The organism is Acidovorax sp. (assembly GCF_027492855.1).
In the GTDB taxonomy this organism is placed as follows: domain Bacteria; phylum Pseudomonadota; class Gammaproteobacteria; order Burkholderiales; family Burkholderiaceae_C; genus Acidovorax.
Map to the genome: position 1 here is coordinate 268,254 of NZ_JAPUDY010000008.1, position 25,464 is coordinate 293,717.

The window sequence follows — 25,464 nt, forward strand, 5'->3', positions numbered from 1 at the left end:
ACCATGCCCGCCATGGCATCCCGCGGCCGGGGCCGCCGCACCATCAACGAGATCAACATGGTCCCGTTCATCGACGTGATGCTGGTGCTGCTCATCATCTTCATGGTGACGGCGCCCATGCTCACGCCCGGCATGATCGACGTGCCCAGCGTGGGCAAAAGCAAGAACCCGCCCAAGGTGGTGGCGCAGGTCATCGTGAACAAGGATGGATCGCTCCAGTTCAAAACCCCCGACGCCACGCGCAGCCTGAACCAGCGCGAGATCGGCGAAGCCGCCAGCCGCTGGCAAAAGGGCCAGGGCGCCGAGAGTGCCGTGGTCATCAGCGCTGACAAGGGCGTGCAGTACGAAACCGTGGTGAAGGCCATGGATGCACTACAAAAGGCGGGTGTGCAGCGCGTGGGCCTGTCCGTCAAACAAGGCGGTGGTTGAACCGAAACCACCCGGCCCTGCTCAGACGCCCATGCACGCCCTCGACGACCGCGACCAGTTTTACCCGCCCCGCCCGCCCGCGCGCCTGCGCGCCATCACGCTGGCGCTGCTGACGCATGCCGTGCTGATCGGTGCACTGACCTGGGGCGTGAACTGGAAAAGCACCGCAGATCGGCCCGCAGTAGAGGCCGAACTGTGGGCCGCCGTGCCCACCCAAGCCGCACCACGTGCCGTGGACCCCCCACCGCCGCCACCCACACCGGTGCCAACTCCTCCTCCTCCAGCCCCACCCGTGCGCACCGTGCAGCCGCCCGACACGCGCGAGGCCGACATCGCCATTGAGCGCGAGAAGAAACGCCTGGAGCAGGAAAAAAAGGCCCGCGAGCAACAGCAGGAACGCGAGAAGCGTGAGCGCGAACGCAAGGAAGAAGAACGCCGCGACCGCCTAGAGCAGGAGAAAAAGGAACGCCTGCAAAAGGAACGGGAAAAGGAACAGCGCGAGAAGCAGCAGGCCGAACAAAAGAAGAAGGCCGAGCAGGAAAAGCAGAAGAAACTGGCCGAAGACAAACGCAAGGCCGAAGCCGAAGCCAAGCAACTGGCAGAACAGCGCGAAGCCAACCTGCGCCGCATCCAGGGCCTGGCAGGGGCCACGGGGGGAGCGAATGCCACGGGCACTGCATTGCGCAACGCGGGTCCATCTGGCAGCTACGGCGGCAAGGTGGCCGCCAAGGTCAAGCCCAACATCGTGTACCCCGACATGATCTCTGGCAACCCGCGCGCTGAGGTGGAGGTGCGCCTGTCACCCGACGGCACCATCGTGGGCAAGCGCCTCGTGCAATCCAGCGGCAACAAGGCCTGGGACGACGCTGTGTTGCGCGCGCTGGACAAGACCGAAACCCTGCCACGCGATGTGGACGGGCGCGTACCGTCATCGCTGACCATCGGCTTCCGTCCGCAGGATTGAGCCCCGCCGCACTTCCTCAACCTGCCTGCTTGGCCATCACGGGCGGATAGCCAAAAGAGCGCGAGAACGAGCGCGAAAACCCTTCGACGCTGTTGAAGCCAACGCGCCGCGCCGCCGCCTTCACTGACAGGCCCGCCTCCAGATGCCTGCGGGCCAGAATCAAGCGCCACGCGCCCAGGTAGGCCATGGGCGTCATGCCAACCACGCGGCGAAAGGTGGCCATGAACTGGGTGCGCGACATCGCTGCGCTGTCTGCCAGTTGATCGATGGACCAGGGCCGGGCAGGCTCGTCATGCATGGACACCACCGCACGGTGCAGGCTGGGATGGGCCAGCGCGGCAAACAACCCCGGCTGGCTGGCGCCTTGCTCGATGACCTGGCGCAGCACCATCAGCACCATCACTTCAGCCAGCCGATCAAGGGCTGCGGCACGGCCACAGCGCTCGCCCCCCACCTCCTGCCAGAACGCCCCGGCAGTCAGGCGCAGGGCGTGGGCATGCTCCAGCAACACGGTCACCTCGTCCGGGATCGCCGCCATCAGGGGGTTGGTGGCATTGTCAAAGTCGATCGCCACGGTGACACACAGGTCAGGAGGCGGGGGGTTGCCACCCGACATGCGCAAGACGATCCGGTGCCCAGGCGTGCCAGGCACACCACACAACTGCAGGCAAGGCCCCCGCGCTTCGCGGGCAGAAGCAACGACCACGGCACTCAGCTTGAATGACCCCATGAAGGCGGCAAGCCGGTCTTTTTTCTCCAATCCGGTACTTTGAGTCATGTTTTCTGCATTTTGCATAGCTCTAATTTTGCAACACTAGAGTCCTGCAAGCAAATCCATCTGCAGGCAACCAGGAAACCATCACCATGCTCATGCCACGCCAAACAGCCCCAGCGCTGGAATTCCCGACCCTCAAGGGCGACCTCTTCCGACTGGCCGATGAAAATCCGGCGCATTTCACGCTCGTCACCTTCTACCGCGGGCTGCACTGCCCCCTGTGCGCCACCTACCTCAAGGAGCTGGAACGCCTGGTGCCAGCGTTTGCAGAGCGGGGCGTGACCACCATCGCCGTCAGCTCCGACGAACAAGAGCGGGCCCAGGCCATGGCTGACAAGATCGGTGCCACCAACCTGCGCATCGGTTACGGCCTGTCGCTCGACGTGGCGCGCAACTGGGGGCTCTACATTTCGAGCGGCCGTGGCAAAACCTCGATCGGCATCGAGGAGCCCGCGCTGTTCTCAGAACCGGCCGTGTACCTCGTCCGCCCGGACCAGTCGATCTACTACGTGTCTGTGCAGTCCATGCCGTTCGTGCGGCCAGCCTTCGCCGAGATGGTCCAGGCCCTGGACTTCGTGATCAAGAACAACTACCCCGCACGCGGCGAATACACGGGACCCGTTTAACGGCGCTTAAAAAGGCTGGCTGCAGCGCAGTAGCCGCCCATAGAAAAACCCGGTGGCCGCCTCAGCAACCACCGGGTTTTTGCAGACAGTTTCCCAGGCGTTTAACGGTCGCGGCGCTCCATGCGCCGGTTCAGGTTCAAAGCGCCCAGCGTGCAGGCCACGCCTGACAGCAGGTACACCGTCACCGCCAGCAGCCCAAACTGCGCCGACAGGTACAAGGCCACCAGGGGCGCAAAAGCGGCGCCGATGATCCAGGCCAAGTCGGCCGACAGGGCCGCGCCCGTGTAACGGTATTGCGGCGAGAAGTTGGCCGTGACGGTGCCGGATGCCTGGCCGTACGACAAGCCCAGCAGCACAAAACCCAGCAGTAGGAACATGGTGCTGCCCACCTCGCCAGAATTGAGCAGCACGGGTGCCATGAAGCTGAACACGCCAATCAGCACGGCCATGCTCCCAAGCAGTTTGCGGCGGCCCAGGTGGTCAGACAGCCAGCCCGAAACCATGATGGCCCCCGCCGCGAGGAAAGCACCGACGATCTGCACCCCCAGGATCTGGGTGACCGGCTGGTCGGAGTACAGCGTGATCCACGACAGCGGGAACACCGTGACCAGATGGAACAGCGCAAAACTGGCCAGCGCGGCAAACGCCCCCAGCAGCACATTGCCGCCTTCGTCGCGCATCACCCGGTTCACGGGCACGGGCTGCAGCTCACGGTCTTGCAATAGCTCGGAGTACGACTGCCCCACCACCAGGCGCAGACGGGCGAACAGAGCCACCACGTTCACGGCAAAGGCCACGAAGAACGGATAGCGCCAGCCCCAGGCCAGAAACTCCTGTGTGCTGAGGCTTGCATACAGGTAGGCGAACAGGCTGGCCGCCAGCACGAAACCCACTGGGGCGCCCAATTGGCCGATCATGGCGTACCAGCCTCGGCGCTCCTTGGGCGCCGACATGGCCAGCAGCGACGGCAGGCCGTCCCACGAACCACCCAGCGCGAGCCCCTGCCCGATGCGCAGAACCAGCAGCGCGACCACGGCAGTTACGCCCACATCCTTGTACCCCGGCAAAAAGGCCATGCCGACCGTACACACGCCCAACAGGAACAGCGCGATCGTCAGCTTGGTGCCCCGCCCCCAGCGCCGCTGAATGGCCATGGAGATGGCAGTGCCCACGGGCCGGACCACAAAGGCCGCAGCCAGTAGGGCAAACGACATCAGCGTGCCATCCAGGCGCGACAGGAACGGAAACAGGAAGGACGGGAAGACAAGAACGCAGGCGATCCCGAAAACGAAGAAGTCGAAATACTCGGACGAGCGTCCGATGATCACGCCCACAGCGATTTCACTGGGGGTGACGTCTTCATGCGTATCAGCCCGCGAGAGAGAGGCGGGGCTTTCTGCAAAACCGGCCGCAGGGTAAGTGGCAGAGGCGGGGCTGCTCATGAACAAGGCTCCTAATCGTGGTGTAGAAAAGACAGCTTCGTTCTACACCCAAGTGCAATCGTCGGCAAGTGAGCTTTCACCATGTCGCGGATGGGACAGAGGTTTTTCAGACCATGTCGCCAGCCCCATCCAGAGGGCAAATCTTTGACCCTGGACAAAATGTCCAATGGACAAAAAAGCTAGCGCAATTACATTCGCGGGCATCCCGTTATCCGCGTTTACCCTTAATTAAGCGCCCTGGCCGTTCTCACCACATGCACCAACTCCCCCAACTTCGCGGGCCCACCTGGCTGGCCGCCATCGCGGCCCTGGGCAGCCTTGCCGGCTGCAGCAAGGCTGTTGTCCTCAACCCAGCCGGTGACATCGCCGCCCAACAGGGCCAGATGGTCATCACCGCCACCTTGCTGATGCTGATCATCATCGTGCCGGTCATCGCCCTCACCCTGTTCTTCGCCTGGAAGTACCGCCAGGGCAACCCGGCCAACACCGAGGCCGACTACGACCCCGAATGGCACCACTCCACCTCGCTGGAGCTGGTGATCTGGACGGTGCCGCTGCTCATCATCATCGCCCTGGGGGCGCTGACCTGGATCGGCACCCACAAGCTCGACCCCTACCGGCCGCTGGACCGCATCGACGCCCAGCGCCCGCTGGACGCCAACGTCAAGCCGATGGAGGTACAGGTGGTGGCCATGGACTGGAAGTGGCTGTTCTTCTACCCCGAGCTGGGCATCGCCACGGTGAACGAACTGGCCGCGCCGGTGGACCGCCCCATCCTGTTCAAGCTCACCGCCACGTCCACGATGAACGCGTTCTACGTGCCCGATCTGGCCGGCATGATCTACGCCATGCCCGGCATGCAGACCGAGCTCAATGCCGTGATCAACAAGCCCGGCGTGTTCCAGGGCATGTCGTCGCACTACAGCGGTGCAGGCTTTTCGGGCATGACCTTCAAGTTCCACGGCCTGAGCGACAGTGACTTTGCCCAGTGGGTGCAAAAAGCCAAGACCGAGGGCAAGCCCCTGGACAAAGGCACCTACCTGAACCTGGTCAAGCCCAGCGAACGCGACCCCGTGCAGCGCTTTGCCTCAGTGGAAGAAGGCCTGTATGACAAGGTGCTCAACCGCTGCGTGGAAGACGGGAAGATGTGCATGCACCACATGATGGCCATCGATGCCAACGGTGGCGATGCCTATGTGCGCGCCATGGGCCTGAACCTGCCCCAGGACGTGTGCACCGTACAGAACGCCGCCCAGGTGGTGGCCGCGCTGGACGCCCGCAACACACCCGCCCCCGCACAAAGCGCCAGCATCCGCCAATGAGTCTCCCTATGTCCTCCGAAACCGTTTCTCCCTCCCACTGGGCCCTTGGCCGGCTCAACTGGGACGCCGTGCCGATGGCGCATGAGCCCATCGTGCTGTGGACCTTCATCGCCGTTGTGCTGGGCGGCATCGCCGTCATGGCGGGCATCACCAAGTTCCGTCTGTGGGGCCCGCTGTGGCGCGACTGGATCTGCAGCATCGACCACAAGAAGATCGGGATCATGTACATGATCCTGGGCCTGGTGATGCTGCTGCGCGGCTTTGCCGACGCCGTGATGATGCGCCTGCAACAGGCCATGGCCTTTGGCGACAACATGGGTTACCTGCCGCCGCACCACTACGACCAGATCTTCACCGCCCACGGCGTGATCATGATCTTCTTCGTGGCCATGCCGCTGGTCACGGGGCTGATGAACTACCTCGTGCCACTGCAAATCGGCGCGCGCGACGTGTCGTTCCCGTTCCTCAACAACTTCAGCTTCTGGATGACCACCGCTGGCGCCGTGCTGGTGATGGTGTCGCTGTTCCTGGGCGAGTTCTCCACCTCGGGCTGGCTGGCGTTGTCGAACCTGGGGGCGCAGAGCCCGAGCACCGGGCTCGATTACTACATCTGGGCGCTACAGATTGCCGGGGTGGGCACCACGCTCTCGGGCATCAATCTGATCGTCACCATCATCAAAATGCGCGCGCCGGGCATGAGCCTGATGAAGATGCCCGTATTCACCTGGACCGCTCTGTGCACCAACGCGCTCATCGTGGCGTCCTTCCCCGTGCTGACGGCCGCGCTGGTGCTGATGTCGCTGGACCGCTATGTGGGCACCAATTTCTTCACGAATGAGCTGGGCGGCAACCCCATGCTCTATGTGAACCTGATCTGGATCTGGGGCCACCCCGAGGTCTACATCCTGATCCTGCCCTGCTTCGGCATCTTCTCCGAGGTGGTGGCCACCTTCTGCAAGAAGCGCCTGTTCGGCTACACCTCGATGGTCTACGCCACGGTGGTGATCACCATCCTGTCGTACCTGGTGTGGCTGCACCACTTCTTCACCATGGGCTCCGGCGCCAGCGTGAACACCTTCTTCGGCATCACGACGATGATCATCTCGATCCCCACTGGGGCGAAGATCTTCAACTGGCTGTTCACCATGTACAAGGGCCGCATCCGCTTCGAGCTGCCCATGATGTGGACCGTGGCCTTCATGATTACCTTCGCCATTGGCGGCATGACTGGCGTGCTGCTGGCCGTGCCCCCGGCCGACTTCGTGCTGCACAACAGCCTGTTCCTGATCGCCCACTTCCACAACGTGATCATCGGCGGCGTGCTGTTTGGCCTGTTCGCGGGCATCAACTACTGGTACCCCAAGGCCTTTGGCTACAAGCTCGACCGCACCTGGGGCGTGCGCTCCTTCTGGCTGTGGGTGGTGGGATTCTGGGTGGCCTTCGGCCCGCTGTATGTGCTGGGCCTGATGGGCGTGACCCGCCGTGCCAACCACTTTGAAGACCAGTCGCTGCAGATCTGGTTCGTGATCGCCGCCATCGGCGCGGCCATGATCGCGGCCGGTATTGCCTGTTTCCTGATCCAGATCGTGGTGAGCTACTTGAAGCGCGAAGAGCTGCGCGACCACACGGGCGACCCCTGGGATGCGCGCACGCTGGAATGGGCCACGTCCTCACCCCCGCCCGACTACAACTTTGCCTTCACGCCCGTGGTGCACGAGATCGACGCCTGGTGGGACATGAAGAAACACGGCTACCAGCGCCCGCTCACCGGCTTTGCGCCCATCCACATGCCGGCCAACACGGGCTCGGGTGCAGTGATATCGGCCCTGTCGCTGGTGTTCGGCTTTGCGCTGATCTGGCACATGTGGCTGCTGGCGGGCCTGTCGTTCGCGGCGTTGCTGCTGGCTTCGATCATCCACACGTTCAACTACAAGCGTGACTTCTACATCCCGGCGTCCCAAGTGATTGACACCGAAAACGCCCGCACACTTCAACTCGCACGCCATGTCTGAACTCCGCATCCAAGCAGGCGCCGCTGGCGCCCTGGCCCCGCGCGCGTACCACCTCGCGCACGAGCCCCATCCCGAAAACGGCACGGCCTTGGGCTTCTGGCTCTACCTGATGAGCGACTGCCTCATCTTTGCCGCGCTGTTTGCCACCTACGGCGTGCTGGGCCGCAGCTATGCGGCGGGCCCCACGGGCGCACAGTTGTTCGATTTGACGCTGGTGGCCATCAACACGGCCTTTCTGCTGCTGTCGTCCATCACCTTCGGCTTTGCCATGCTGCGCAAGCAACGCGGCGATGTCAAAGGCACGCTGCTGTGGCTGGCCGTCACGGGCTTCTTCGGCCTGTGTTTTCTGGGCCTCGAACTTTATGAGTTCGCCCACCTGATCCACCAGGGCGCCACGCCCCAGCGCAGCGCCTTCCTGTCGGCCTTCTTCACGCTGGTGGGCACGCACGGCCTGCACGTCACCTTCGGCCTCATCTGGCTCGTGGTGCTGATGGTGCAGATCGGCAAACACGGTTTGATCCCTGCCAACACGCGCCGCCTGATGTGCTTGTCGATGTTCTGGCACTTTCTGGACGTGGTCTGGATCGGTGTGTTCACCTTTGTCTATCTGATGGGAGTGCTGTAAATGAGCGCCGCACAACACACCGCTGCACACACCACACACGATCACCATGAAGACCATCATGGCGACGACGGCCCGCACAGCAGCTTTTCGGGCTACATGACCGGCTTTGTGCTGTCCATCATCCTCACGGCCATTCCCTTCTGGCTGGTCATGGCCAAGGTGATTTCCGACCGCAACACCGCCGTGCTGGTGTTAGGGGGCTTTGCCGTGGTGCAGATCCTGGTGCACATGGTCTGCTTCCTGCACATGAACGGCAAGGTCGAAGGCGGCTGGACCTTGCTGTCCACCATCTTCACCGTGGTCTTCGTGGCCATTGCCATCGCGGGCACGCTGTGGGTGATGTTCCATATGAACACCAACATGATGCCCGATCACCCAGCGCCCACATCGGCGGCGCTTGAGGCGCCGAGGCACACCACGCCTTGACACCTGCCGCACCCTCTGCCGCCCCGGGCGCCCCTGCCCGGCGGTTTCGCCAAGCGGTGCTCACGCTCGTGGGCATCGCTTTGTTTTTGGGGTTCCTCGCCCTCGGCACCTGGCAGGTGCAGCGCCGCGCGTGGAAGCTCACGCTCATGGAGCGGGTGGAGCAACGCGTGCATGCCGCCCCCACACCCGTTCTGCCTGCCAGCCAATGGCCGCAGGTGAATGCCGCCAACCACGAGTACCTGCCCGTCAGCCTCCAGGGCCGATGGCTCGCCGACAAGACCGTGCTGGCACAGGCCGTGACCGAGCTGGGCGCAGGCTTCTGGGTGATGACGCCCCTGCAGCAGGACGATGGCACCCAGGTGCTGGTGAACCGGGGCTTTGTGCCCCAGGCGCAGCGCAGCCAATGGCTTACCTCTCCAATGCAAGCCTCTACACCTGACACTGCAACGGTGCAGGGCCTGCTGCGCATGACGGAGCCGGACGGCGGCTTTCTGCGCGGCAATGACCCCACGCAGCAGCGTTGGTACTCGCGCGACGTGGCAGCCATCAGCCAGGCCCTGCAGTTGACCCAGGCCGCGCCTTTCTTCGTGGACGCTGGGCTGCCAACCCGTCATCCATCCACCGCCACCTCCTGGCCCCGCGCGGGCATGACGGTGATCCAGTTTCACAACAGCCACCTGGTGTATGCGCTGACCTGGTATGGCCTGGCGCTCATGGTTGCGGGTGCTGGCTGGTATGTGGCACGCTACGAGCGCCGCCTGAGCCGCCTGGCCCGCCACACCACCTTCCATGAACAACAACGCCCTTCGCACTGAGACCAGCGCCTCCCCGCCGCAGCGCAGCACGCACTCGGCCGACACCGCTGCCGGTATCAAGAACCTGCGGCAATTGATCGAGCTGCGCTGGATTGCCGTGGTCGGGCAGGTGCTCACCATCGAGCTGGCGCACTACAGCCTCAACCTGGCGCTGCCACTGCGCGAGATGCTGGTGGTAGTGGCCTGCCTTGCCGTTTTCAATGTGGTGAGCCTGCTGCGCCTGCGCACGGGCCGTGCAGTGCGCAGCGTGGAGCTGTTCCTGGCCCTGTTGATCGACGTGGCCGTGCTCACCGTTCAGCTCTACTTGAGCGGGGGCACCAGCAACCCGTTCGTGTTCCTGTACCTGCTACAGATCACGCTGGGCGCCGTGTTGCTGCGCGGCGCCTACATCTGGTCCATCGTGGTCATCACGGCCCTGTGCTTTGGCGCGCTGGCCATGTACCACCAGCCCCTGGCGCTGCCGCAGGACCTGCACCAAGGCCTGTCTAGCCTGTACGTGCAAGGTCTGCTGGTCTGCTTTGTGCTGAACGCCACGCTGGTAATGGTCTTCATCACGCGCATCAACCTGAACCTGCGCGAGCGCGATGCGCGCCTGGCGGCTGCGCGCAGGCGCCGGGTGGAAGAGGAGCACATCGTTCGCATGGGCCTGCTGGCTTCGGGCGCCGCACACGAGCTGGGCACCCCGCTGTCCACGCTGGCCGTGATCCTGGGCGACTGGCAGCATGACAAACGCCTGGCGGCCAATCCTGCGCTGCAGGAAGACATCCACGAGATGCAGACCCAGGTGCAGCGCTGCAAAAGCATCGTGAGCGGCATCCTGCTGTCGGCGGGCGAGACACGCGGCGAAGAGTCGGTGCAGACCACCGTGCGCACCTTCGTCGATGCCCTGGCCGAGGAGTGGCGCAGCACCCGCTCCATGCCGCAGTTCGTCTATGACAACGACTTCGGTACCGATACGCCCATGGTGTCGGACACCACGCTCAAGCAAATGGTTTTTAATGTGCTGGACAATGCGCGCGATGCCTCGCCCGGCTGGGTGCGCCTGGCCGTCACGCGCCACGAGGACACGCTGTGTATCACCGTGACCGACACAGGCCCCGGCTTTGCCCCCAGCATGCTGGCCAAGCTGGGCACGCCGTACCAGTCCTCGAAAGACCGCCCGGGCGGTGGGCTGGGCCTGTACCTGGTGCTCAATGTGGCGCGCACGCTGGGCGGCAGCGTCGAGGCTCGCAACCGACCCGAAGGGGGTGCCGAAGTCACCATCACGCTGCCCCTGGCGGCCATCGCACTGTCTGGAACCAAAGCCTGATGCCAATGGATACGGGAGAAGAGCAACAACAACGCCTGCTGTTGATCGTGGAAGACGACGAGGCCTTTGCGCGCACCCTGACGCGCTCGTTCGAGCGGCGCGGCTACCGCGTGCTGCAGGCCACCAGCCTGTCCGAGGTCGAGGCACTGCTCACCCAGCACACGCCTGGCTATGCGGTGGTGGATTTGAAGCTCAAGGGCGAGGCTTCAGGCCTGGCTTGCGTGCAAAAACTCAATGCGGCCAGCGCAGACATGCTCATCGTGGTCCTGACCGGCTTTGCCAGCATTGCCACTGCCGTGGAGGCCGTGAAGCTGGGTGCCTGCCACTACCTGGCCAAGCCCTCCAACACCGACGACATCGAGGCGGCCTTCGGACTCAAGGACGGCAACACTGAAGTCGAACTGACCAACCGTTCCAGCTCCATCAAGACGCTGGAGTGGGAGCGCATCAACGAGGTGCTGGCCGAAACCGGCTTCAACCTCTCGGAAGCCGCCCGGCGCTTGGGCATGCACCGGCGCACACTCATGCGCAAGCTCGACAAGAAGCAGGTCCGATAGCTTCAGCACCGAGAAGATCACAAAAAAAAAGCGGCCCCGAAGGGCCGCTCTGACAAGGGGTTCAACCCCTTGGTGCACAGATCAAAAGACCATCAAACCGCCACAGGCACCGACTTGGCGGTTTCTGCGTATTCCTCGATCTGGTCGAAGTTCATGTAGCGGTACACGCTGGCCTTGTCGGCGTCGATCACACCCATTTCCTTGAGGTACTCCTCACGCGAAGGCAGATAGCCCAGGCGCGAGGCGATGGCGGCGAGTTCGGCCGAGCCCAGGAACACGTTGGTGTTCTTGCCCAGGCGGTTGGGGAAGTTGCGGGTGGAGGTGGAGATCACCGTGGCGCCTTCGCGCACCTGCGCCTGGTTGCCCATGCACAGCGAGCAGCCCGGCATTTCGGTGCGTGCACCGGCCGTGCCGAAAGCCGCGTAGTGGCCTTCCTTGATCAGCTCGCTCTCGTCCATCTTGGTGGGCGGGGCCACCCACAGCTTGACGGGGATGTCGCGCTGGCCGCCCAGCAGCTTGGCAGCTGCGCGGAAGTGGCCGATATTGGTCATGCACGAGCCAATGAAGGCTTCGTCGATCTTGGTGCCCGCCACTTCGGACAGGAACTTGGCATCGTCCGGGTCGTTGGGGCAGCAGACGATGGGCTCCTTGATGTCGGCCAGATCGATCTCGATCACGGCGGCGTACTCGGCGTCCTTGTCGGCTTCGAGCAGATCGGGCTTGGCCAGCCAGGCTTCGACCTTTTCGATGCGGCGCTGCAGCGTCTTGGCATCGGCATAACCGTCGGCGATCATGTTCTTCATCAGAACGATGTTCGACGTCAGGTATTCCTTGATCGGCTCGGGGTTGAGCTTGATCGTGCAGCCAGCGGCGGAGCGCTCAGCCGAGGCGTCGGACAGCTCAAAGGCTTGCTCCACCTTCAGGTCTGGCAGGCCTTCGATTTCAAGAATCTTGCCCGAGAACATGTTCTTCTTGCCCGCCTTGGCCACGGTGAGCAGACCGGCCTTGATGGCATACAACGGGATCGCGTGCACGAGGTCGCGCAGGGTCACGCCGGGCTGCAGTTCGCCCTTGAAGCGCACCAACACGGACTCAGGCATATCGAGGGGCATCACGCCCGTGGCGGCACCAAAAGCCACCAGTCCGGAGCCCGCAGGGAAGGAAATGCCGATGGGGAAACGCGTGTGCGAATCGCCGCCAGTGCCAACGGTATCAGGCAGCAGCAGGCGATTGAGCCAGCTGTGGATCACGCCGTCGCCAGGACGCAGGGCCACGCCGCCACGGTTGCTGATGAAGGCAGGCAGTTCGCGGTGTGTCTTCACGTCCACGGTCTTGGGGTAAGCAGCCGTGTGGCAGAAAGACTGCATCACCAGGTCGGCCGAGAAGCCCAGGCAGGCCAGGTCCTTCAACTCGTCGCGGGTCATGGGGCCGGTGGTGTCTTGCGAGCCCACGGTGGTCATCTTGGGTTCGCAGTAGGTACCGGGGCGCACGCCCTGGCCTTCGGGCAGGCCCACGGCGCGGCCCACCATCTTTTGGGCCAGTGTGAAACCGGCATTGGTTGCGACCGGCGCTTGTGGCAGGCGGAACAGTGTGGAGGCAGGCAAACCCAGGAACTCACGGGCCTTGGCGGTGAGCGAGCGGCCGATGATCAGGTTGATACGGCCGCCAGCGCGCACTTCGTCAAACAGCACGTCGCTCTTGAGCTTGAACTCAACCACGGTTGCGCCGTTCTTCACGATCTTGCCGTCGTAGGGCAGGATGTCGACCACGTCGCCCATTTCGAGCTTGGAAACGTCGACTTCGATAGGCAGCGAGCCCGAGTCTTCCTGGGTGTTGAAGAAGATGGGGGCGATCTTGCCACCCAGCGTCACACCACCGAAGCGCTTGTTTGGCACGAAGGGGATGTCCTGGCCCGTGGCCCAGATCACGCTGTTGGTCGCCGACTTGCGGCTGGAGCCCGTGCCCACCACGTCGCCCACGTAGGCCACCAGGTGGCCCTTCTTCTTCAGGTCTTCGATGAACTGCATGGGGCCGCGCTTGCCGTCTTCTTCGGGCTTGAACGCCGCGCCTTCGCGGGTGTTCTTGAGCATGGCCAGGTAGTGCAGCGGAATGTCAGGACGGCTCCAGGCGTCGGGCGCGGGCGACAGGTCGTCGGTGTTGGTTTCGCCAGGCACCTTGAACACGGTGACGGTGATCTTCTTCTCGACTTCAGGGCGGGTGGTGAACCACTCGGCATCGGCCCAGCTCTTGACGACTTCCTGGGCCTTGGTGTTGCCCGCCTTGGCCTTGGTGGCCACGTCGTTGAAGAAGTCGAACATCAGCAAGGTCTTCTTCAGGCCTTCAGCGGCCACACCAGCCACTTCGGCATCGTCCAGCAACTCGATCAGGGGGTGCACGTTGTAGCCACCCACCATGGTGCCCAGCAACTCAGTGGCCTTGGCTTTGGAAATGAGGCCAACCTTGATGTCGCCGTGCGCCACGGCAGCCAAAAAGCTCGCCTTGACCTTGGCGGCATCGTCCACGCCAGGCGGCACGCGGTGCGTGAGCAAGTCCAGCAGGAAGGCGTCTTCGCCAGCGGGCGGGTTCTTGATCAGCTCGATCAGTTCAGCGACTTGCTTGGCTTCCAGCGGCAGCGGTGGGATGCCCAGGGCAGCGCGCTCGGCCACGTGGTCACGGTAGGCTTTCAACATCATTTTTCTCCGGTTGCGTTCTAAAGTGGGGCGGCATGCCTGGCTGCGGGGGCCTCAAGGGCCATCGCGCTGGCACGCACAAGGGTTTCGTTGGTTCTTCGGGGCCGCTGGGCTGGTGGCCAACGGCCCATGGGTTACTTCGCGGCAGGCAGGGGTTCCAGAACGCTCACGGGAGGGTTCTTCTTGATGGCTTCGGCCACCACCACCTGCTCGGCGCTCATGCATTCATCCGCCAGGCGCTGGCCAAGCTTCTGGTTCATCAACATGGATTTGTTGGCAATCTGCAGCCAAACGGCGCCACCCTTCTGGTCTTCCAGACGCACCGTTCCCGTGGACGTGGCCACAGGCGACATGTAGTACTTGAAGCCCTTGCCTTCAACATGAAAGTGGCCCGGCGTGGCCGCATCCGCCGTCACCGTGACAAACGCGCCCAGCTCACAGGGCATGCGGCCCACGTGCACGCGCTCGGCAATGGCCAACTCGGCAGGCGACAGGGCCGCCTCCGCGGCAATGATGCCCGCTGCCACCTGGCTGGTGGCGCTCTTGAGCTGGGTGCGGCTGCTGGTGGCTTCGGCCTTGGCTACGTTGGTCTTCTTGGCGGCGGGCTGGGTGGTCTTCTTTTCAGACTTTGCCGTCGTTTTGGGCGCTGGTTTGGCCGCGGGCTTTGTGGTGGCGGCCTTGGCTTCGGGTTTGGCCGCAGGCGCTCCTTGCGCCAGGACAACGGCCGGAGCCAACAGCATGAGGGCGGAGGCGATGAAGGATTTCATGGAAGGTCCTGCGTGGGAAAAAGCCGAAAAATTCACGATGGAACGGCCACCGATGCACCAAACCATGGGCGCACCGGCGAGGGAAGTGCGCGCCCGGTGCGATGGGCGCGTTCAAGAATCTGCCAGTAAAAACGGTAGCTGGCGCGGTCATGCAAAACGCCCTCAAAACTGATGGGAGCCCAATCAGCCTGTGCGGCAGCAGCTATTATTTTTGAAGCGATTTCAATATCATCCTGCTGGGGCGCAAAGGCCTGCAGGATGGGGCGTATCTGGGCGGGATGGATGCTCCACATGCGGGTGTAGCCCAACTCGCGCGCGGCGCGGCTGGCTGCGCCCTGCATGGCGGCCACGTCGGTGAACTCGGTCACCACGCAGTGCGAAGGCACCTTGCCATGGGCATGGCAGGCTGCGGCGATGTCGAGCTTGGCCCGCACCACGAGCGGGTGGGCGAACTGTCCGGCCGATGTCATGCCCTGCGCAGGGATCGCGCCACCGTGGGCCGACACAAAATCCATGAGACCAAAGCTCAGGCTCTGCACCCTGGGGTGGGCGGCGATATCAAAGGCCCGGTGCACGGCCGCGGGGGATTCGATGAGCACATGGATGGGAAGCTCTGCGGCCGATGCGCGCTCCAGCGCGCGCTCCACCTGCAGCACATCGTCCACGGACTCGACCTTGGGCACCATGATGTGGCAGAGCCTGTGGCCTGCTTCGCCCGCAATCGTGGCGACATCGTTGGCAAACGCCGGGTGGTCCACCGCATGCACGCGGGCCGCTACACGGGCCGTGGGCGCGGCATCCAGCGCAAGGCGGGCCACAAGCCGCGCGTGCTCGGACTCGAAGCCGACAGGGGCACCGTCTTCGCAATCAAGGGTGACATCAAAGACGCAGGTACCGAACTCCTGCGCCATCTCGGCCTGCAACTGCAGGCTTTTGCGCATGCGCGCTTCCACGCCGCTGTAGTGGTCGCATACCGGTAAAAATCCGGTTTGCGCCTGCGCTCCCAGCAGCACATCACGAGGATGTGCGCCGGAATGCGCTAAAGAGTGTGCAGCGCCCTCCCCCTGCGTGGGGGACTGGGCGGCCCGAAGGCCCGATGCCTGTGGCGTCGGCTGCATGGCGTGCGTTGGCCTGGCCGGATTACAGCAGGTGCTTGACGCCGTCTTGCTCGCCTTGCAGCTCAGCCAGCGTGATGTTGATGCGCTCTTGCGAGAAAGCGTCGATGTCCAGACCTTCAACGATCTTGTATTCGCCGTTTTCGCAGGTCACGGGGAAACCGAACATGACGTCCTTGGGAATGCCGTACTGGCCGTCCGAAGGAATGCCCATGGTGACCCACTTGCCGTTGGTGCCCAGGGCCCAGTCGCGCATGTGGTCGATGGCGGCGTTGGCAGCCGAGGCAGCCGACGAGAGGCCACGGGCTTCGATGATGGCGGCGCCGCGCTTGCCCACGGTGGGCAGGAAGGTGTTGGCGTTCCATTCCTGGTCGTTGATCATCTTGGCGACGCTTTCGCCGTTGATGGTGGCGAAACGGTAGTCGGCGTACATCGTGGGCGAGTGGTTGCCCCAGACGGTCAGCTTTTCGATGGCAGCCACTGGCTTGCCGGTCTTGGCAGCGATCTGGCTGGCAGCGCGGTTGTGGTCCAGGCGCAGCATGGCGGTGAAGTTCTTGCGTGGCAGGTCAGGGGCCGACTTCATGGCGATGTAGGCGTTGGTGTTGGCGGGGTTGCCCACCACCAGCACCTTCACGTTGCGCGAAGCCACGGCGTTCAGCGCCTTGCCCTGTGCCGTGAAGATGGCGCCATTGACAGCCAGCAGCTCGGCACGTTCCATACCGGGGCCGCGTGGGCGCGAACCGACCAGCAGGGCGTAGTCGGCGTCCTTGAAGGCGGTCATGGGGTCGCCATGGGCTGTCATTTCGACCAGCAGGGGGAATGCGCAGTCGTCCAGCTCCATCATCACGCCCTTGAGCGCCTTTTGTGCCTTCTCGTCCGGGATTTCCAGCAATTGCAGGATGACTGGCTGGTCCTTGCCCAGCATTTCGCCGGAGGCGATACGGAACAGCAGGGCGTAACCGATTTGACCAGCGGCACCGGTGACGGCTACGCGAACAGGCTTCTTGCTCATGATGAAAACTCCAGGGAAGTGAGGAAAACAGGTGTGTGTGCAACGCAAGCACCAGCGCCTGTTACCAGCAGCCCGTGCCCCGCAAAACAGCCTTGGAGTTTACCCCCGATTCGACACCCCGGTCAATTTGTCTTATGTCTTATATAAGATATGATTGCACCCCGTTTGTCGTCCGATTGTCATGTGGCAACCGCTGCGCCACACCACAACCCACGCACCCAAGCCACCATGTCTTCCCTGCCGTTCGCCGCCGACACTCCCGCCACGCCCCCCGGCGCTGCGGGCGCCACCACGCCGGCGTTCAGCCCGCTGTACCAGCAGATCAAGGGGCTGATCCTGCAGAGCCTCCAGCAAGGCGAATGGAAGCCCGGCGAAGCCATCCCCAGCGAGATGGACCTGGCCGCACGCTTTCGGGTGAGCCAGGGCACGGTGCGCAAGGCCATCGACGAGTTGGCCGCTGAAAACCTGGTGATGCGCCGCCAGGGCAAGGGCACTTTCGTGGCCACCCATGCCGAACAGCATGTGCAGTACCGTTTTCTGAAGCTGCAGCCCGATACGGGCGACGCCAGGGTCGAAGGCCCGGCCCAGCGCCGCGTGATCGAGTGCCGCCGGGTGCGTGCCAGCGCCGACGTGGCCCGCGCCCTGGCATTGCGCAGCGGGGATGCCGCCATGCAGGCCCGGCGCATCCTGTCGTTTGCCGGGGTGCCCACCATTCTTGAAGACATCTGGCTGCCCGGACAGGCTTTCAAGGGCCTCACCGCCGAGCAGCTCGCCAACTACCAGGGCCCCACCTACGCCATGTTCGAGATGGATTTTGGCGTGCGCATGGTGCGCGCCGAAGAGAAGATCCGCGCCGTGCTGCCCGACGCGGAACAGGCGCAGCTGCTGCAGATCACCACCGCCACGCCGCTTTTGAGCGTGGAGCGGATTGCTTACACCTATAACGATGTTCCCATGGAGTTACGCCGTGGGCTCTATCTGACCGACACCCACCACTACCGTAACGAATTGAACTGACAATTCGCTGGCATTTGAGCAATAACGTCGAAAATTCCGACCGGGTCAAACCCTTCATTGTTGCGTTGCAATAGAATTTTGTGTTCTTTGCATCTTCAAGTTACAAAGTAGTTACACCCACGAAAGCACCAGACATGACCGAACTAGCCAAAAAAAGGCCTGAATTCCGCAACATCAACGCCTTCAAGGATCTCACCACCTACCGCATGACACCTGCAGCGTGGGTTTCGATCCTGCACCGCGCCAGCGGGCTGATCATGTTCCTGCTGTTGCCTTTCATCATCTGGATGTTCGACACCTCGGTGTCGTCCGAAATCTCGTTCGCCAAGTTCACGGCGGCCTTCAACATCGGCATCGGCTTGGTGCCCGGCTGGTTCATCAAGCTGGTGGCCCTGGCGCTGATCTGGTCGTACCTGCACCACTTCACGGCGGGCCTGCGCCACCTGTGGATGGATGTGAGCCACAGCGCGGTGAACAAGGAATTCGGCAAGACCTCGGCCATCGCTGTTTTCGTGGTGAGCATCGCGCTGGCCCTGGTGCTGGGCGCCAAGCTCTTCGGCCTGTACTGATCGATCAACCCATCAAAGCGGCGGCTGCTGCCAGACAGCGCCCGCCGAAGAACAAGAGGAAATTCCCATGTCCGTCAATTACGGTTCCAAGCGCGTCGTCGTCGGCGCCCACTACGGCCTGCGCGACTGGCTCAGCCAGCGCGTCACAGCAGTCCTGATGGCCCTGTTCACCCTGGCGCTGCTCGCCCAGGTCATTTTTTCCAAGGGCCCCATCGGCTACGACAAATGGGCCGGCATCTTCTCGGCCCAGTGGATGAAGGTGCTGACCTTCTCCGTGATCATTGCACTGGCCTGGCACGCCTGGATCGGCCTGCGCGAAATCCTGATGGATTACATCAAGCCCGTGGGGCTGCGCCTGGCACTGCAGGTCTTTGCCATCGTCTGGCTGGTCGGCTGCGCCGGCTGGGGCATCCAGGTTCTGTGGCGTCTCTGATTCCCGCGATTGAAGGTACACAATGAGCTATACAAAAGCCAACATCACCAAGCGCAAGTTTGACGTTGTCATCGTCGGTGCCGGCGGTTCCGGCATGCGCGCCGCCCTCGAACTCTCCCGTGCAGGCCTAAACGTGGCCTCGCTGTCCAAGGTGTTCCCCACCCGCTCGCACACCGTGGCAGCCCAAGGCGGCGTGAGCGCCTCGCTGGGCAACATGAGCGAGGACAACTGGCACTACCACTTCTACGACACCATCAAGGGTTCTGACTGGCTGGGCGACCAGGACGCCATCGAGTTCATGTGCCGCGAAGCACCCAACGTGGTGTATGAGCTGGAGCACTTCGGCATGCCGTTCGACCGCAACCCCGACGGCACCATCTACCAGCGCCCCTTCGGCGGCCACACCGCCAACTACGGCGAGAAGCCCGTGCAACGCGCTTGCGCCGCCGCCGACCGCACCGGCCACGCCATGCTGCACACGCTGTACCAGCAGAACGTGAAGGCCAAGACGAACTTCTTCGTCGAATGGATGGCCCTGGACCTGATCCGCGACGCCGACGGCGACGTGGTGGGCGTGACTGCCATCGAAATGGAAACCGGTGACCTGTACATCCTGGAAGCCAAGACCGTGCTGCTGGCCACCGGCGGTGCGGGCCGCATCTTCGCCGCCTCGACCAACGCCTTCATCAACACCGGCGACGGCCTGGGCATGGCAGCACGCGCTGGCATCCCGCTGCAGGACATGGAGTTCTGGCAGTTCCACCCCACCGGCGTGGCTGGCGCGGGCGTGCTGCTGACCGAAGGCTGCCGCGGCGAAGGCGCCATCTTGCTCAACAGCAATGGCGAACGCTTCATGGAGCGCTATGCGCCCACGCTGAAGGACCTGGCCCCGCGTGACTTCGTGTCCCGCTCGATGGACCAGGAAATCAAGGAAGGCCGTGGCTGCGGCCCCAACAAAGACTACGTGCTGCTCAAGCTTGACCACCTGGGCGCAGACACCATCCACAAGCGCCTGCCTTCGGTGTACGAGATCGGCGTCAACTTCGCCAACGTGGACATCACCAAGGAACCAATCCCCGTGGTGCCCACCATCCACTACCAGATGGGCGGCGTGCCCACCAACATCAACGGCCAGGTCGTCACCCATGACGGCACGGGCAACAAGGTCGTCAACGGTCTGTACGCCGTGGGCGAATGCTCCTGCGTGAGCGTGCACGGCGCCAACCGCCTGGGCACCAACTCGCTGCTCGATCTGCTGGTGTTCGGCAAGGCCGCTGGCCGCCACATTGTCGAGTTCAACCACAAGCACAAGGAGCACAAGCCACTGCCAGCCGATGCGGCCGACCGCACGCTGGAGCGCCTGAACCAGCTCGACAACTCCACGGGCGGCATCTACTCGCAGGCCCTGGCGGGCGACATCCGCGCCACGATGCAGCAGCACGCAGGCGTGTTCCGCACCCAGGCCAGCATGGACGAAGGCGTCAAGAAGATCGCCGAACTGCGCAGCCGCGTGGGCGGCGTCACGCTGCAGGACAAGTCCAAGGTGTTCAACACGGCACGCATCGAAGCGCTGGAAGTGGACAACCTGATCGAAGTGGCCCAGGCCACCATGGTGTCGGCAGCCGCCCGCAAGGAATGCCGCGGCGCGCACACGGTGTACGACTACGAACACCCCGCCGACCACCCCACGGCACCGCTCGGCCGCAACGATGCAGAGTGGATGAAACACACCCTCTGGCACAGCGCCGACAACAGCCTGACCTACAAGCCGGTGAACCTCAAGCCCCTGACGGTGGACAGCGTTCCCCCCAAGGTCCGGACGTTCTAAACAGTAAGTAGCCCCACGAGAGCAGAACCATGCAAAAGCGCACATTCCAAATCTACCGCTACGATCCGGACAAGGACGCCAAGCCCTACATGCAGACCATCGAGATCGAACTCGACGGCCACGAGCGCATGCTGCTGGACGCCTTGGTCAAGCTCAAGGAACAAGACCCCACCCTGTCGTTCCGCCGCTCCTGCCGCGAAGGCGTTTGTGGCTCCGACGCCATGAACATCAATGGCAAGAACGGCCTGGCCTGCCTCACGAACATGAACACCCTCCAGGGCACCATCGTTCTGAAGCCCCTGCCGGGCCTGCCCGTGATCCGCGACCTGATCGTGGACATGACGCAGTTCTTCAAGCAGTACAACTCGATCAAGCCCTACCTGATCAACGAAAGCCTGCCCCCCGACCGCGAACGCCTGCAAAGCCCTGAAGAGCGCGACGAGCTCAACGGCCTGTACGAGTGCATTCTGTGCGCGAGCTGCTCGACGAGCTGCCCCAGCTTCTGGTGGAACCCCGACAAGTTCGTGGGCCCCGCCGGTCTGCTGCAGGCCTACCGCTTCATCGCCGACAGCCGCGACGACGCCACCGGCGAGCGCCTGGACAACCTGGAAGACCCGTACCGCCTGTTCCGCTGCCACACCATCATGAACTGCGTGGACGTGTGCCCCAAGGGCCTGAACCCCACCAAGGCGATCGGCAAGATCAAGGAACTGATGGTGCGCCGCGCCGTCTGACCCGGATCATCCATCCCCCCACGCCGCAGGCCATGGAATCTCCATCCACCATCTCCACCACGCCAGGGGCGGCATCGCCGCTGCTGGACGAGCGGGAACTGAGCAAGCTGCACTGGCGCTGCCGGCGCGGTTTGCTGGAGAACGATCTGTTCATCGAACAGTTCTTCACCCGCTACGAATCGACGCTGACCCAGCGCCACGCGCAGGGCATGCGTGCGCTGATGGACCTGGCAGACAACGATCTCCTGGACCTGCTGCTTGCGCGGCGCGAGCCATCGGGAGAACAAGACACAGAAGAAGCACGTGAAGTGCTCGGCATGCTGAGACAAAGTAGCGGCGCGGGCCTGAAAGCCTCAAGGCGCCCCCCAGCAAGCCAAAGACCGGATCACTATCGGCAACCTACCCAAGGAAAGTAACAATGAAGCTAGCTGACAACAAAGCCACCCTGTCCTTCAGCAATGGCAGCCCCAGCGTGGACCTGCCGGTCTACCAAGGCACCATTGGCCCGGATGTCATCGACATCCGCAAGCTGTATGCGCAGACGGGCATGTTCACCTATGACCCAGGCTTCCTGTCAACGGCAGCAACCCAGTCGGCCATCACCTACATCGATGGCGACAAGGGCGAGCTGCTGTACCGCGGCTACCCCATTGAGCAGTTGGCGGTGAACTGCGACTTCCTGGAAACCTGCCACCTGTTGCTGTACGGGGATCTGCCGAACGCAGCACAAAAGGTCGACTTCACCAGCCGCGTGACCAACCACACCATGGTCAACGAGCAGATGCAGTTCTTCCTGCGCGGTTTCCGCCGCGACGCGCACCCCATGGCCGTGCTGACCGGCCTGGTGGGCGCCCTGTCGGCCTTCTACCACGACAGCACGGACATCAACAATCCGCAGCACCGCGAGATCGCCGCCATCCGCCTGATCGCCAAGATGCCCACGCTGGTCGCCATGGCCTACAAGTACGGCATGGGCCAGCCCTACATGTACCCGCAGAACAACCTCTCCTACGCAGGTAACTTCCTGCGCATGATGTTCGGCACGCCCTGCGAAGAGTACAAGGTCAACCCCGTGCTCGAACGCGCGCTGGACCGCATCTTCATCCTGCACGCAGACCACGAGCAAAACGCCTCCACCTCCACCGTGCGCCTGTGCGGTTCGTCGGGCACCAACCCGTTTGCCGCCATCGCCGCTGGCGTGGCCTGCCTGTGGGGCCCTGCCCACGGTGGCGCCAACGAAGCTGCACTGAACATGCTGCACGACATCCAGGCCCAGGGCGGCGTGGAAAAGATCGGCGAGTTCATCAAGCAGGTCAAGGACAAGAACTCCGGCGTCAAGCTCATGGGCTTTGGCCACCGCGTGTACAAGAACTACGACCCCCGCGCCAAGCTCATGCAGGAAACCTGCAACGAAGTGCTGCAAGAGCTGGGCCTGCAAAACGACCCCCTGTTCAAGCTGGCCAAGGAATTGGAAAAGATCGCCCTGGAAGACGACTACTTCGTGCAGCGCAAGCTCTACCCGAACGTGGACTTCTACTCCGGCATCGTGCAGCGCGCCATCGGCATCCCAGTGAACCTGTTCACCGGCATCTTCGCGCTGGCCCGCACCGTGGGCTGGATCGCCCAGCTCAACGAAATGATCGGCGACCCCGAGTACAAGATCGGCCGCCCCCGCCAGCTGTATACCGGCTCGGCACGCCGCGACGTGCCCCCACTGGCCAAGCGCTGACCCGAAGCGGCGCCCCGCGCCGCTTCACCCCCTCCAAAGCCCGCAGGCCTTGCCTGCGGGCTTTTTTCATGGCCGCGCACAAAGCCAATCTGAGTCTACAAGGCTAAAATCCATAGATACTCCCCCCTAGTAAAATCACTTTTTATACCCCTAGCGCTTTATCAATAAGCGCTAGCCTTTTATACTAGATCCCAGTATCAACCCACACGGGACTGCTGGCCATCGTTTTTGCACGCTGGCCGCCGTGCCTTCCCATGCCCCATTCCGCCGAAGACAAGCAACGCGCCATCACCCGCCTGCGCCGCATCAAAGGCCAGGCCGAGGCGCTGGAGCGCGCCGTGGAGGCAGGCAGCGAATGCGCCCCCATCCTGCAGCAACTGGCCGCCATGCGCGGGGCCGTGCACGGGCTGATGGCAGACCTGCTCGACAGCCATGTGCGCGAGACGCTGGCCGAAAAGCCTGCGCCGTCGCAACAAGCCATCGACGAAACGCTGGCGCTGCTGCGTTCGTACTTGAAATAAACAACGGGTAACTTTCACTCCAATGTCTGGCGCAATTTTCGTTTTCGTAAGCCTCGGCGCTCTGGCCATCTTTATTCTTTGGGAAGCATGGCCACGACACCGGACAGCCAAGAAGCCTCTTCGTCGTTCGGAGATGAAACAAGGTTTCGATCCCGGCGCATCTGCTCGTGAACTTGCTCTTTTCGTTGCATCCGGTGTTTTCGCAGTCTTCGGTTTTTTTCTCCTCATTGAACCGTCGTATCCACCTTTTCACGGCCGCAACGCTTTGATTGAACATCTATTGTTTGCTTGGCTCGGCATCTACGGGAACCCCGTGGCTTGCTGGGCGTGCGCACTGATCGCGTTCGTCGCAGCAATCTCCATGAGACGTAAACGCTTGAGGAGAGCTCGCTGAAAGTCAAGCCACCATTGCAGTCGACCGCCAACGGTGAGCGAAATCGATATTTGGATATTTGGTTGGACGACGTTTCCGTCACTGTTTATTGCCTGAAAGGACCCCCATGAAATCCCGTGCCGCCGTTGCCTTCAAAGCCGGAGAACCCCTGCAGATCGTCGAAATCGACGTGGCCCCGCCGAAAAAGGGCGAAGTGCTCATCCGCATCACCGACACCGGCGTCTGCCACACCGATGCCTTCACGCTGAGCGGCGACGACCCCGAAGGCCTGTTCCCCGTGGTGCTGGGCCATGAAGGCGCAGGCATCGTGGTGGAAGTGGGCGAAGGCGTGACCAGCGTGAAGCCCGGCGACCACGTGATCCCGCTCTACACCGCCGAATGCGGCGAGTGCCTGTTCTGCAAAAGCGGCAAGACCAACCTGTGCGTGGCCGTGCGCGCCACGCAGGGCAAGGGCGTGATGCCCGACGGCACCACACGCTTCAGCTACAACGGCCAGCCCATCTACCACTACATGGGCTGCAGCACCTTCAGCGAATACACCGTGGTGGCCGAGGTGTCGCTTGCCAAGGTCAACCCCGACGCCAACCCCGAGCAGGTCTGCCTGCTGGGCTGCGGCGTGACCACGGGCCTGGGCGCCGTGAAGAACACCGCCAAGGTGCAAGAGGGCGACACCGTGGCCGTTTTTGGCCTGGGTGGCATTGGCCTGGCGGTGATCCAGGGGGCAAAACTAGCCAAGGCCGGGCGCATCATCGCGGTGGACACCAACCCCTCCAAGTTCGACCTCGCCAAGACCTTCGGCGCCACCGACTGCATCAACCCCAAGGACTTCGACAAGCCCATCCAGCAGGTCATCGTGGAGATGACCACCTGGGGCGTAGACCACTCGTTTGAATGCATCGGCAACGTCAACGTGATGCGTGCCGCACTCGAATGCGCGCACCGGGGCTGGGGCCAGAGCGTGATCATCGGCGTGGCAGGTGCAGGGCAAGAGATCAGCACCCGCCCCTTCCAGCTCGTCACCGGCCGCAAGTGGTTGGGCACGGCATTCGGCGGCGTCAAGGGCCGCAGCGAGCTGCCGGGTATGGTCGAAGACGCGATGGCGGGCAAGATCCAACTGAAGCCTTTCGTGACCCACACCATGGGCCTTGCCGACATCAACGAAGCCTTTGATTTGATGCACGAGGGCAAGTCGATCCGCTCAGTGGTCAAGTACGCAGCGTGACCCCACACGGCAGACCGGCGCTGAAGGCACCCACAGCGCAAAGCAAGCGGCCAGCTTTCAGCACCCGAACGAACGAACGACCGCACCACCCCCACCCGTTCGGGCTGAGCCTGTCGAAGCCAGGGCTTGCC

General features: G+C 63.1%; 26 protein-coding genes. 20 read left to right on the plus strand and 6 right to left on the minus strand.

The window, feature by feature from the left end; translation table 11 throughout:
* The first annotated feature begins 3 nt into the window (after positions 1 to 3).
* Complete coding sequence (locus Q0105_RS02160) at positions 4 to 429, plus strand: ExbD/TolR family protein (protein WP_298208247.1); 426 nt, start codon at positions 4 to 6, stop codon at positions 427 to 429.
* A gap of 31 nt (positions 430 to 460) precedes the next feature.
* Complete coding sequence (gene tolA / locus Q0105_RS02165) at positions 461 to 1,393, plus strand: cell envelope integrity protein TolA (RefSeq protein WP_298208249.1); 933 nt, start codon at positions 461 to 463, stop codon at positions 1,391 to 1,393.
* Positions 1,394 to 1,409: 16 nt separating this feature from the next.
* Here the strand turns inward: tolA and Q0105_RS02170 are convergent, their stop codons facing one another.
* Positions 1,410 to 2,171, minus strand: a complete 762-nt coding sequence (locus Q0105_RS02170; RefSeq protein ID WP_298208251.1) for a helix-turn-helix domain-containing protein — start codon at positions 2,169 to 2,171, stop codon at positions 1,410 to 1,412.
* Positions 2,172 to 2,257: 86 nt separating this feature from the next.
* On the opposite strand from Q0105_RS02170, the gene Q0105_RS02175 reads away from it, so the two are divergent.
* A complete protein-coding gene (locus Q0105_RS02175; RefSeq protein WP_298208253.1) occupies positions 2,258 to 2,794 on the plus strand; it encodes a peroxiredoxin-like family protein in 537 nt (178 codons plus the stop codon).
* Between the two features lie 101 nt (positions 2,795 to 2,895).
* Here the strand turns inward: Q0105_RS02175 and Q0105_RS02180 are convergent, their stop codons facing one another.
* Positions 2,896 to 4,236, minus strand: coding sequence for an MFS transporter (locus tag Q0105_RS02180; RefSeq protein WP_298208254.1), 1,341 nt, complete (start codon positions 4,234 to 4,236; stop codon positions 2,896 to 2,898).
* 254 nt (positions 4,237 to 4,490) lie between these two features.
* On the opposite strand from Q0105_RS02180, the gene cyoA reads away from it, so the two are divergent.
* The 7 genes from cyoA to Q0105_RS02215 are packed head-to-tail and all read left to right on the plus strand — an operon-like array spanning position 4,491 to position 11,302.
* Positions 4,491 to 5,558: a ubiquinol oxidase subunit II gene (gene cyoA / locus Q0105_RS02185; RefSeq protein WP_298208255.1), complete on the plus strand. Its 1,068-nt coding sequence runs from the start codon at positions 4,491 to 4,493 to the stop codon at positions 5,556 to 5,558.
* An 8-nt stretch (positions 5,559 to 5,566) separates the two neighbouring features.
* Positions 5,567 to 7,570 carry a cytochrome o ubiquinol oxidase subunit I gene (gene cyoB, locus Q0105_RS02190; protein ID WP_298208256.1) on the plus strand — a complete coding sequence of 668 codons (2,004 nt, stop codon included), beginning with the start codon at positions 5,567 to 5,569 and terminating at the stop codon, positions 7,568 to 7,570.
* Positions 7,563 to 8,195, plus strand: a complete 633-nt coding sequence (gene cyoC / locus Q0105_RS02195; RefSeq protein ID WP_298208257.1) for a cytochrome o ubiquinol oxidase subunit III — start codon at positions 7,563 to 7,565, stop codon at positions 8,193 to 8,195. Before cyoB ends, cyoC begins: the two co-directional genes overlap by 8 nt.
* Positions 8,196 to 8,621, plus strand: coding sequence for a cytochrome o ubiquinol oxidase subunit IV (gene cyoD, locus Q0105_RS02200; protein ID WP_298208258.1), 426 nt, complete (start codon positions 8,196 to 8,198; stop codon positions 8,619 to 8,621).
* Entirely contained in the window at positions 8,618 to 9,436 is an 819-nt protein-coding gene (locus Q0105_RS02205; RefSeq protein ID WP_298208259.1) for an SURF1 family protein, read from the plus strand. Before cyoD ends, Q0105_RS02205 begins: the two co-directional genes overlap by 4 nt.
* Positions 9,411 to 10,745, plus strand: a complete 1,335-nt coding sequence (locus Q0105_RS02210; protein WP_298208263.1) for an ATP-binding protein — start codon at positions 9,411 to 9,413, stop codon at positions 10,743 to 10,745. Before Q0105_RS02205 ends, Q0105_RS02210 begins: the two co-directional genes overlap by 26 nt.
* A gap of 5 nt (positions 10,746 to 10,750) precedes the next feature.
* Positions 10,751 to 11,302, plus strand: coding sequence for a response regulator transcription factor (locus Q0105_RS02215; RefSeq protein ID WP_298208265.1), 552 nt, complete (start codon positions 10,751 to 10,753; stop codon positions 11,300 to 11,302).
* Positions 11,303 to 11,394: 92 nt separating this feature from the next.
* Here Q0105_RS02215 and acnB read toward each other — a convergent pair whose 3' ends face one another.
* From acnB to Q0105_RS02235, 4 genes are all read right to left on the minus strand, one after another.
* Positions 11,395 to 13,992: a bifunctional aconitate hydratase 2/2-methylisocitrate dehydratase gene (gene acnB, locus Q0105_RS02220; RefSeq protein WP_298208267.1), complete on the minus strand. Its 2,598-nt coding sequence runs from the start codon at positions 13,990 to 13,992 to the stop codon at positions 11,395 to 11,397.
* Positions 13,993 to 14,126: 134 nt separating this feature from the next.
* Complete coding sequence (locus tag Q0105_RS02225; RefSeq protein ID WP_298208269.1) at positions 14,127 to 14,759, minus strand: hypothetical protein; 633 nt, start codon at positions 14,757 to 14,759, stop codon at positions 14,127 to 14,129.
* 32 nt (positions 14,760 to 14,791) lie between these two features.
* Entirely contained in the window at positions 14,792 to 15,877 is a 1,086-nt protein-coding gene (locus Q0105_RS02230) for an aldolase/citrate lyase family protein (protein WP_298208271.1), read from the minus strand.
* Between the two features lie 22 nt (positions 15,878 to 15,899).
* Entirely contained in the window at positions 15,900 to 16,886 is a 987-nt protein-coding gene (locus Q0105_RS02235; protein WP_298208273.1) for a malate dehydrogenase, read from the minus strand.
* A gap of 228 nt (positions 16,887 to 17,114) precedes the next feature.
* On the opposite strand from Q0105_RS02235, the gene Q0105_RS02240 reads away from it, so the two are divergent.
* The 10 genes from Q0105_RS02240 (at position 17,115) to Q0105_RS02285 (ending at position 25,333) form a co-directional block, all read left to right on the plus strand.
* Positions 17,115 to 17,903, plus strand: coding sequence for a GntR family transcriptional regulator (locus tag Q0105_RS02240; RefSeq protein ID WP_298208275.1), 789 nt, complete (start codon positions 17,115 to 17,117; stop codon positions 17,901 to 17,903).
* Between the two features lie 134 nt (positions 17,904 to 18,037).
* On the plus strand, positions 18,038 to 18,472 hold the full coding sequence (gene sdhC / locus Q0105_RS02245) for a succinate dehydrogenase, cytochrome b556 subunit (RefSeq protein ID WP_298208277.1): 435 nt from the start codon (positions 18,038 to 18,040) through the stop codon (positions 18,470 to 18,472).
* Between the two features lie 67 nt (positions 18,473 to 18,539).
* Positions 18,540 to 18,905: a succinate dehydrogenase, hydrophobic membrane anchor protein gene (sdhD, locus tag Q0105_RS02250; protein WP_298208279.1), complete on the plus strand. Its 366-nt coding sequence runs from the start codon at positions 18,540 to 18,542 to the stop codon at positions 18,903 to 18,905.
* A gap of 22 nt (positions 18,906 to 18,927) precedes the next feature.
* Positions 18,928 to 20,733 (plus strand): succinate dehydrogenase flavoprotein subunit, encoded by a 1,806-nt coding sequence (gene sdhA / locus Q0105_RS02255; RefSeq protein WP_298208281.1) that lies wholly within the window; start codon positions 18,928 to 18,930, stop codon positions 20,731 to 20,733.
* A 29-nt stretch (positions 20,734 to 20,762) separates the two neighbouring features.
* Complete coding sequence (locus tag Q0105_RS02260; RefSeq protein WP_298208284.1) at positions 20,763 to 21,467, plus strand: succinate dehydrogenase iron-sulfur subunit; 705 nt, start codon at positions 20,763 to 20,765, stop codon at positions 21,465 to 21,467.
* 32 nt (positions 21,468 to 21,499) lie between these two features.
* Positions 21,500 to 21,883: a succinate dehydrogenase assembly factor 2 gene (locus Q0105_RS02265; RefSeq protein WP_298208286.1), complete on the plus strand. Its 384-nt coding sequence runs from the start codon at positions 21,500 to 21,502 to the stop codon at positions 21,881 to 21,883.
* A 2-nt stretch (positions 21,884 to 21,885) separates the two neighbouring features.
* Complete coding sequence (locus tag Q0105_RS02270; RefSeq protein ID WP_298208288.1) at positions 21,886 to 23,196, plus strand: citrate synthase; 1,311 nt, start codon at positions 21,886 to 21,888, stop codon at positions 23,194 to 23,196.
* Between the two features lie 254 nt (positions 23,197 to 23,450).
* On the plus strand, positions 23,451 to 23,717 hold the full coding sequence (locus tag Q0105_RS02275) for a metal/formaldehyde-sensitive transcriptional repressor (protein WP_298208291.1): 267 nt from the start codon (positions 23,451 to 23,453) through the stop codon (positions 23,715 to 23,717).
* 22 nt (positions 23,718 to 23,739) lie between these two features.
* A complete protein-coding gene (locus tag Q0105_RS02280; RefSeq protein WP_298208293.1) occupies positions 23,740 to 24,111 on the plus strand; it encodes a hypothetical protein in 372 nt (123 codons plus the stop codon).
* A gap of 106 nt (positions 24,112 to 24,217) precedes the next feature.
* A complete protein-coding gene (locus Q0105_RS02285; RefSeq protein WP_298208295.1) occupies positions 24,218 to 25,333 on the plus strand; it encodes an S-(hydroxymethyl)glutathione dehydrogenase/class III alcohol dehydrogenase in 1,116 nt (371 codons plus the stop codon).
* Positions 25,334 to 25,464 lie beyond the last annotated feature (131 nt).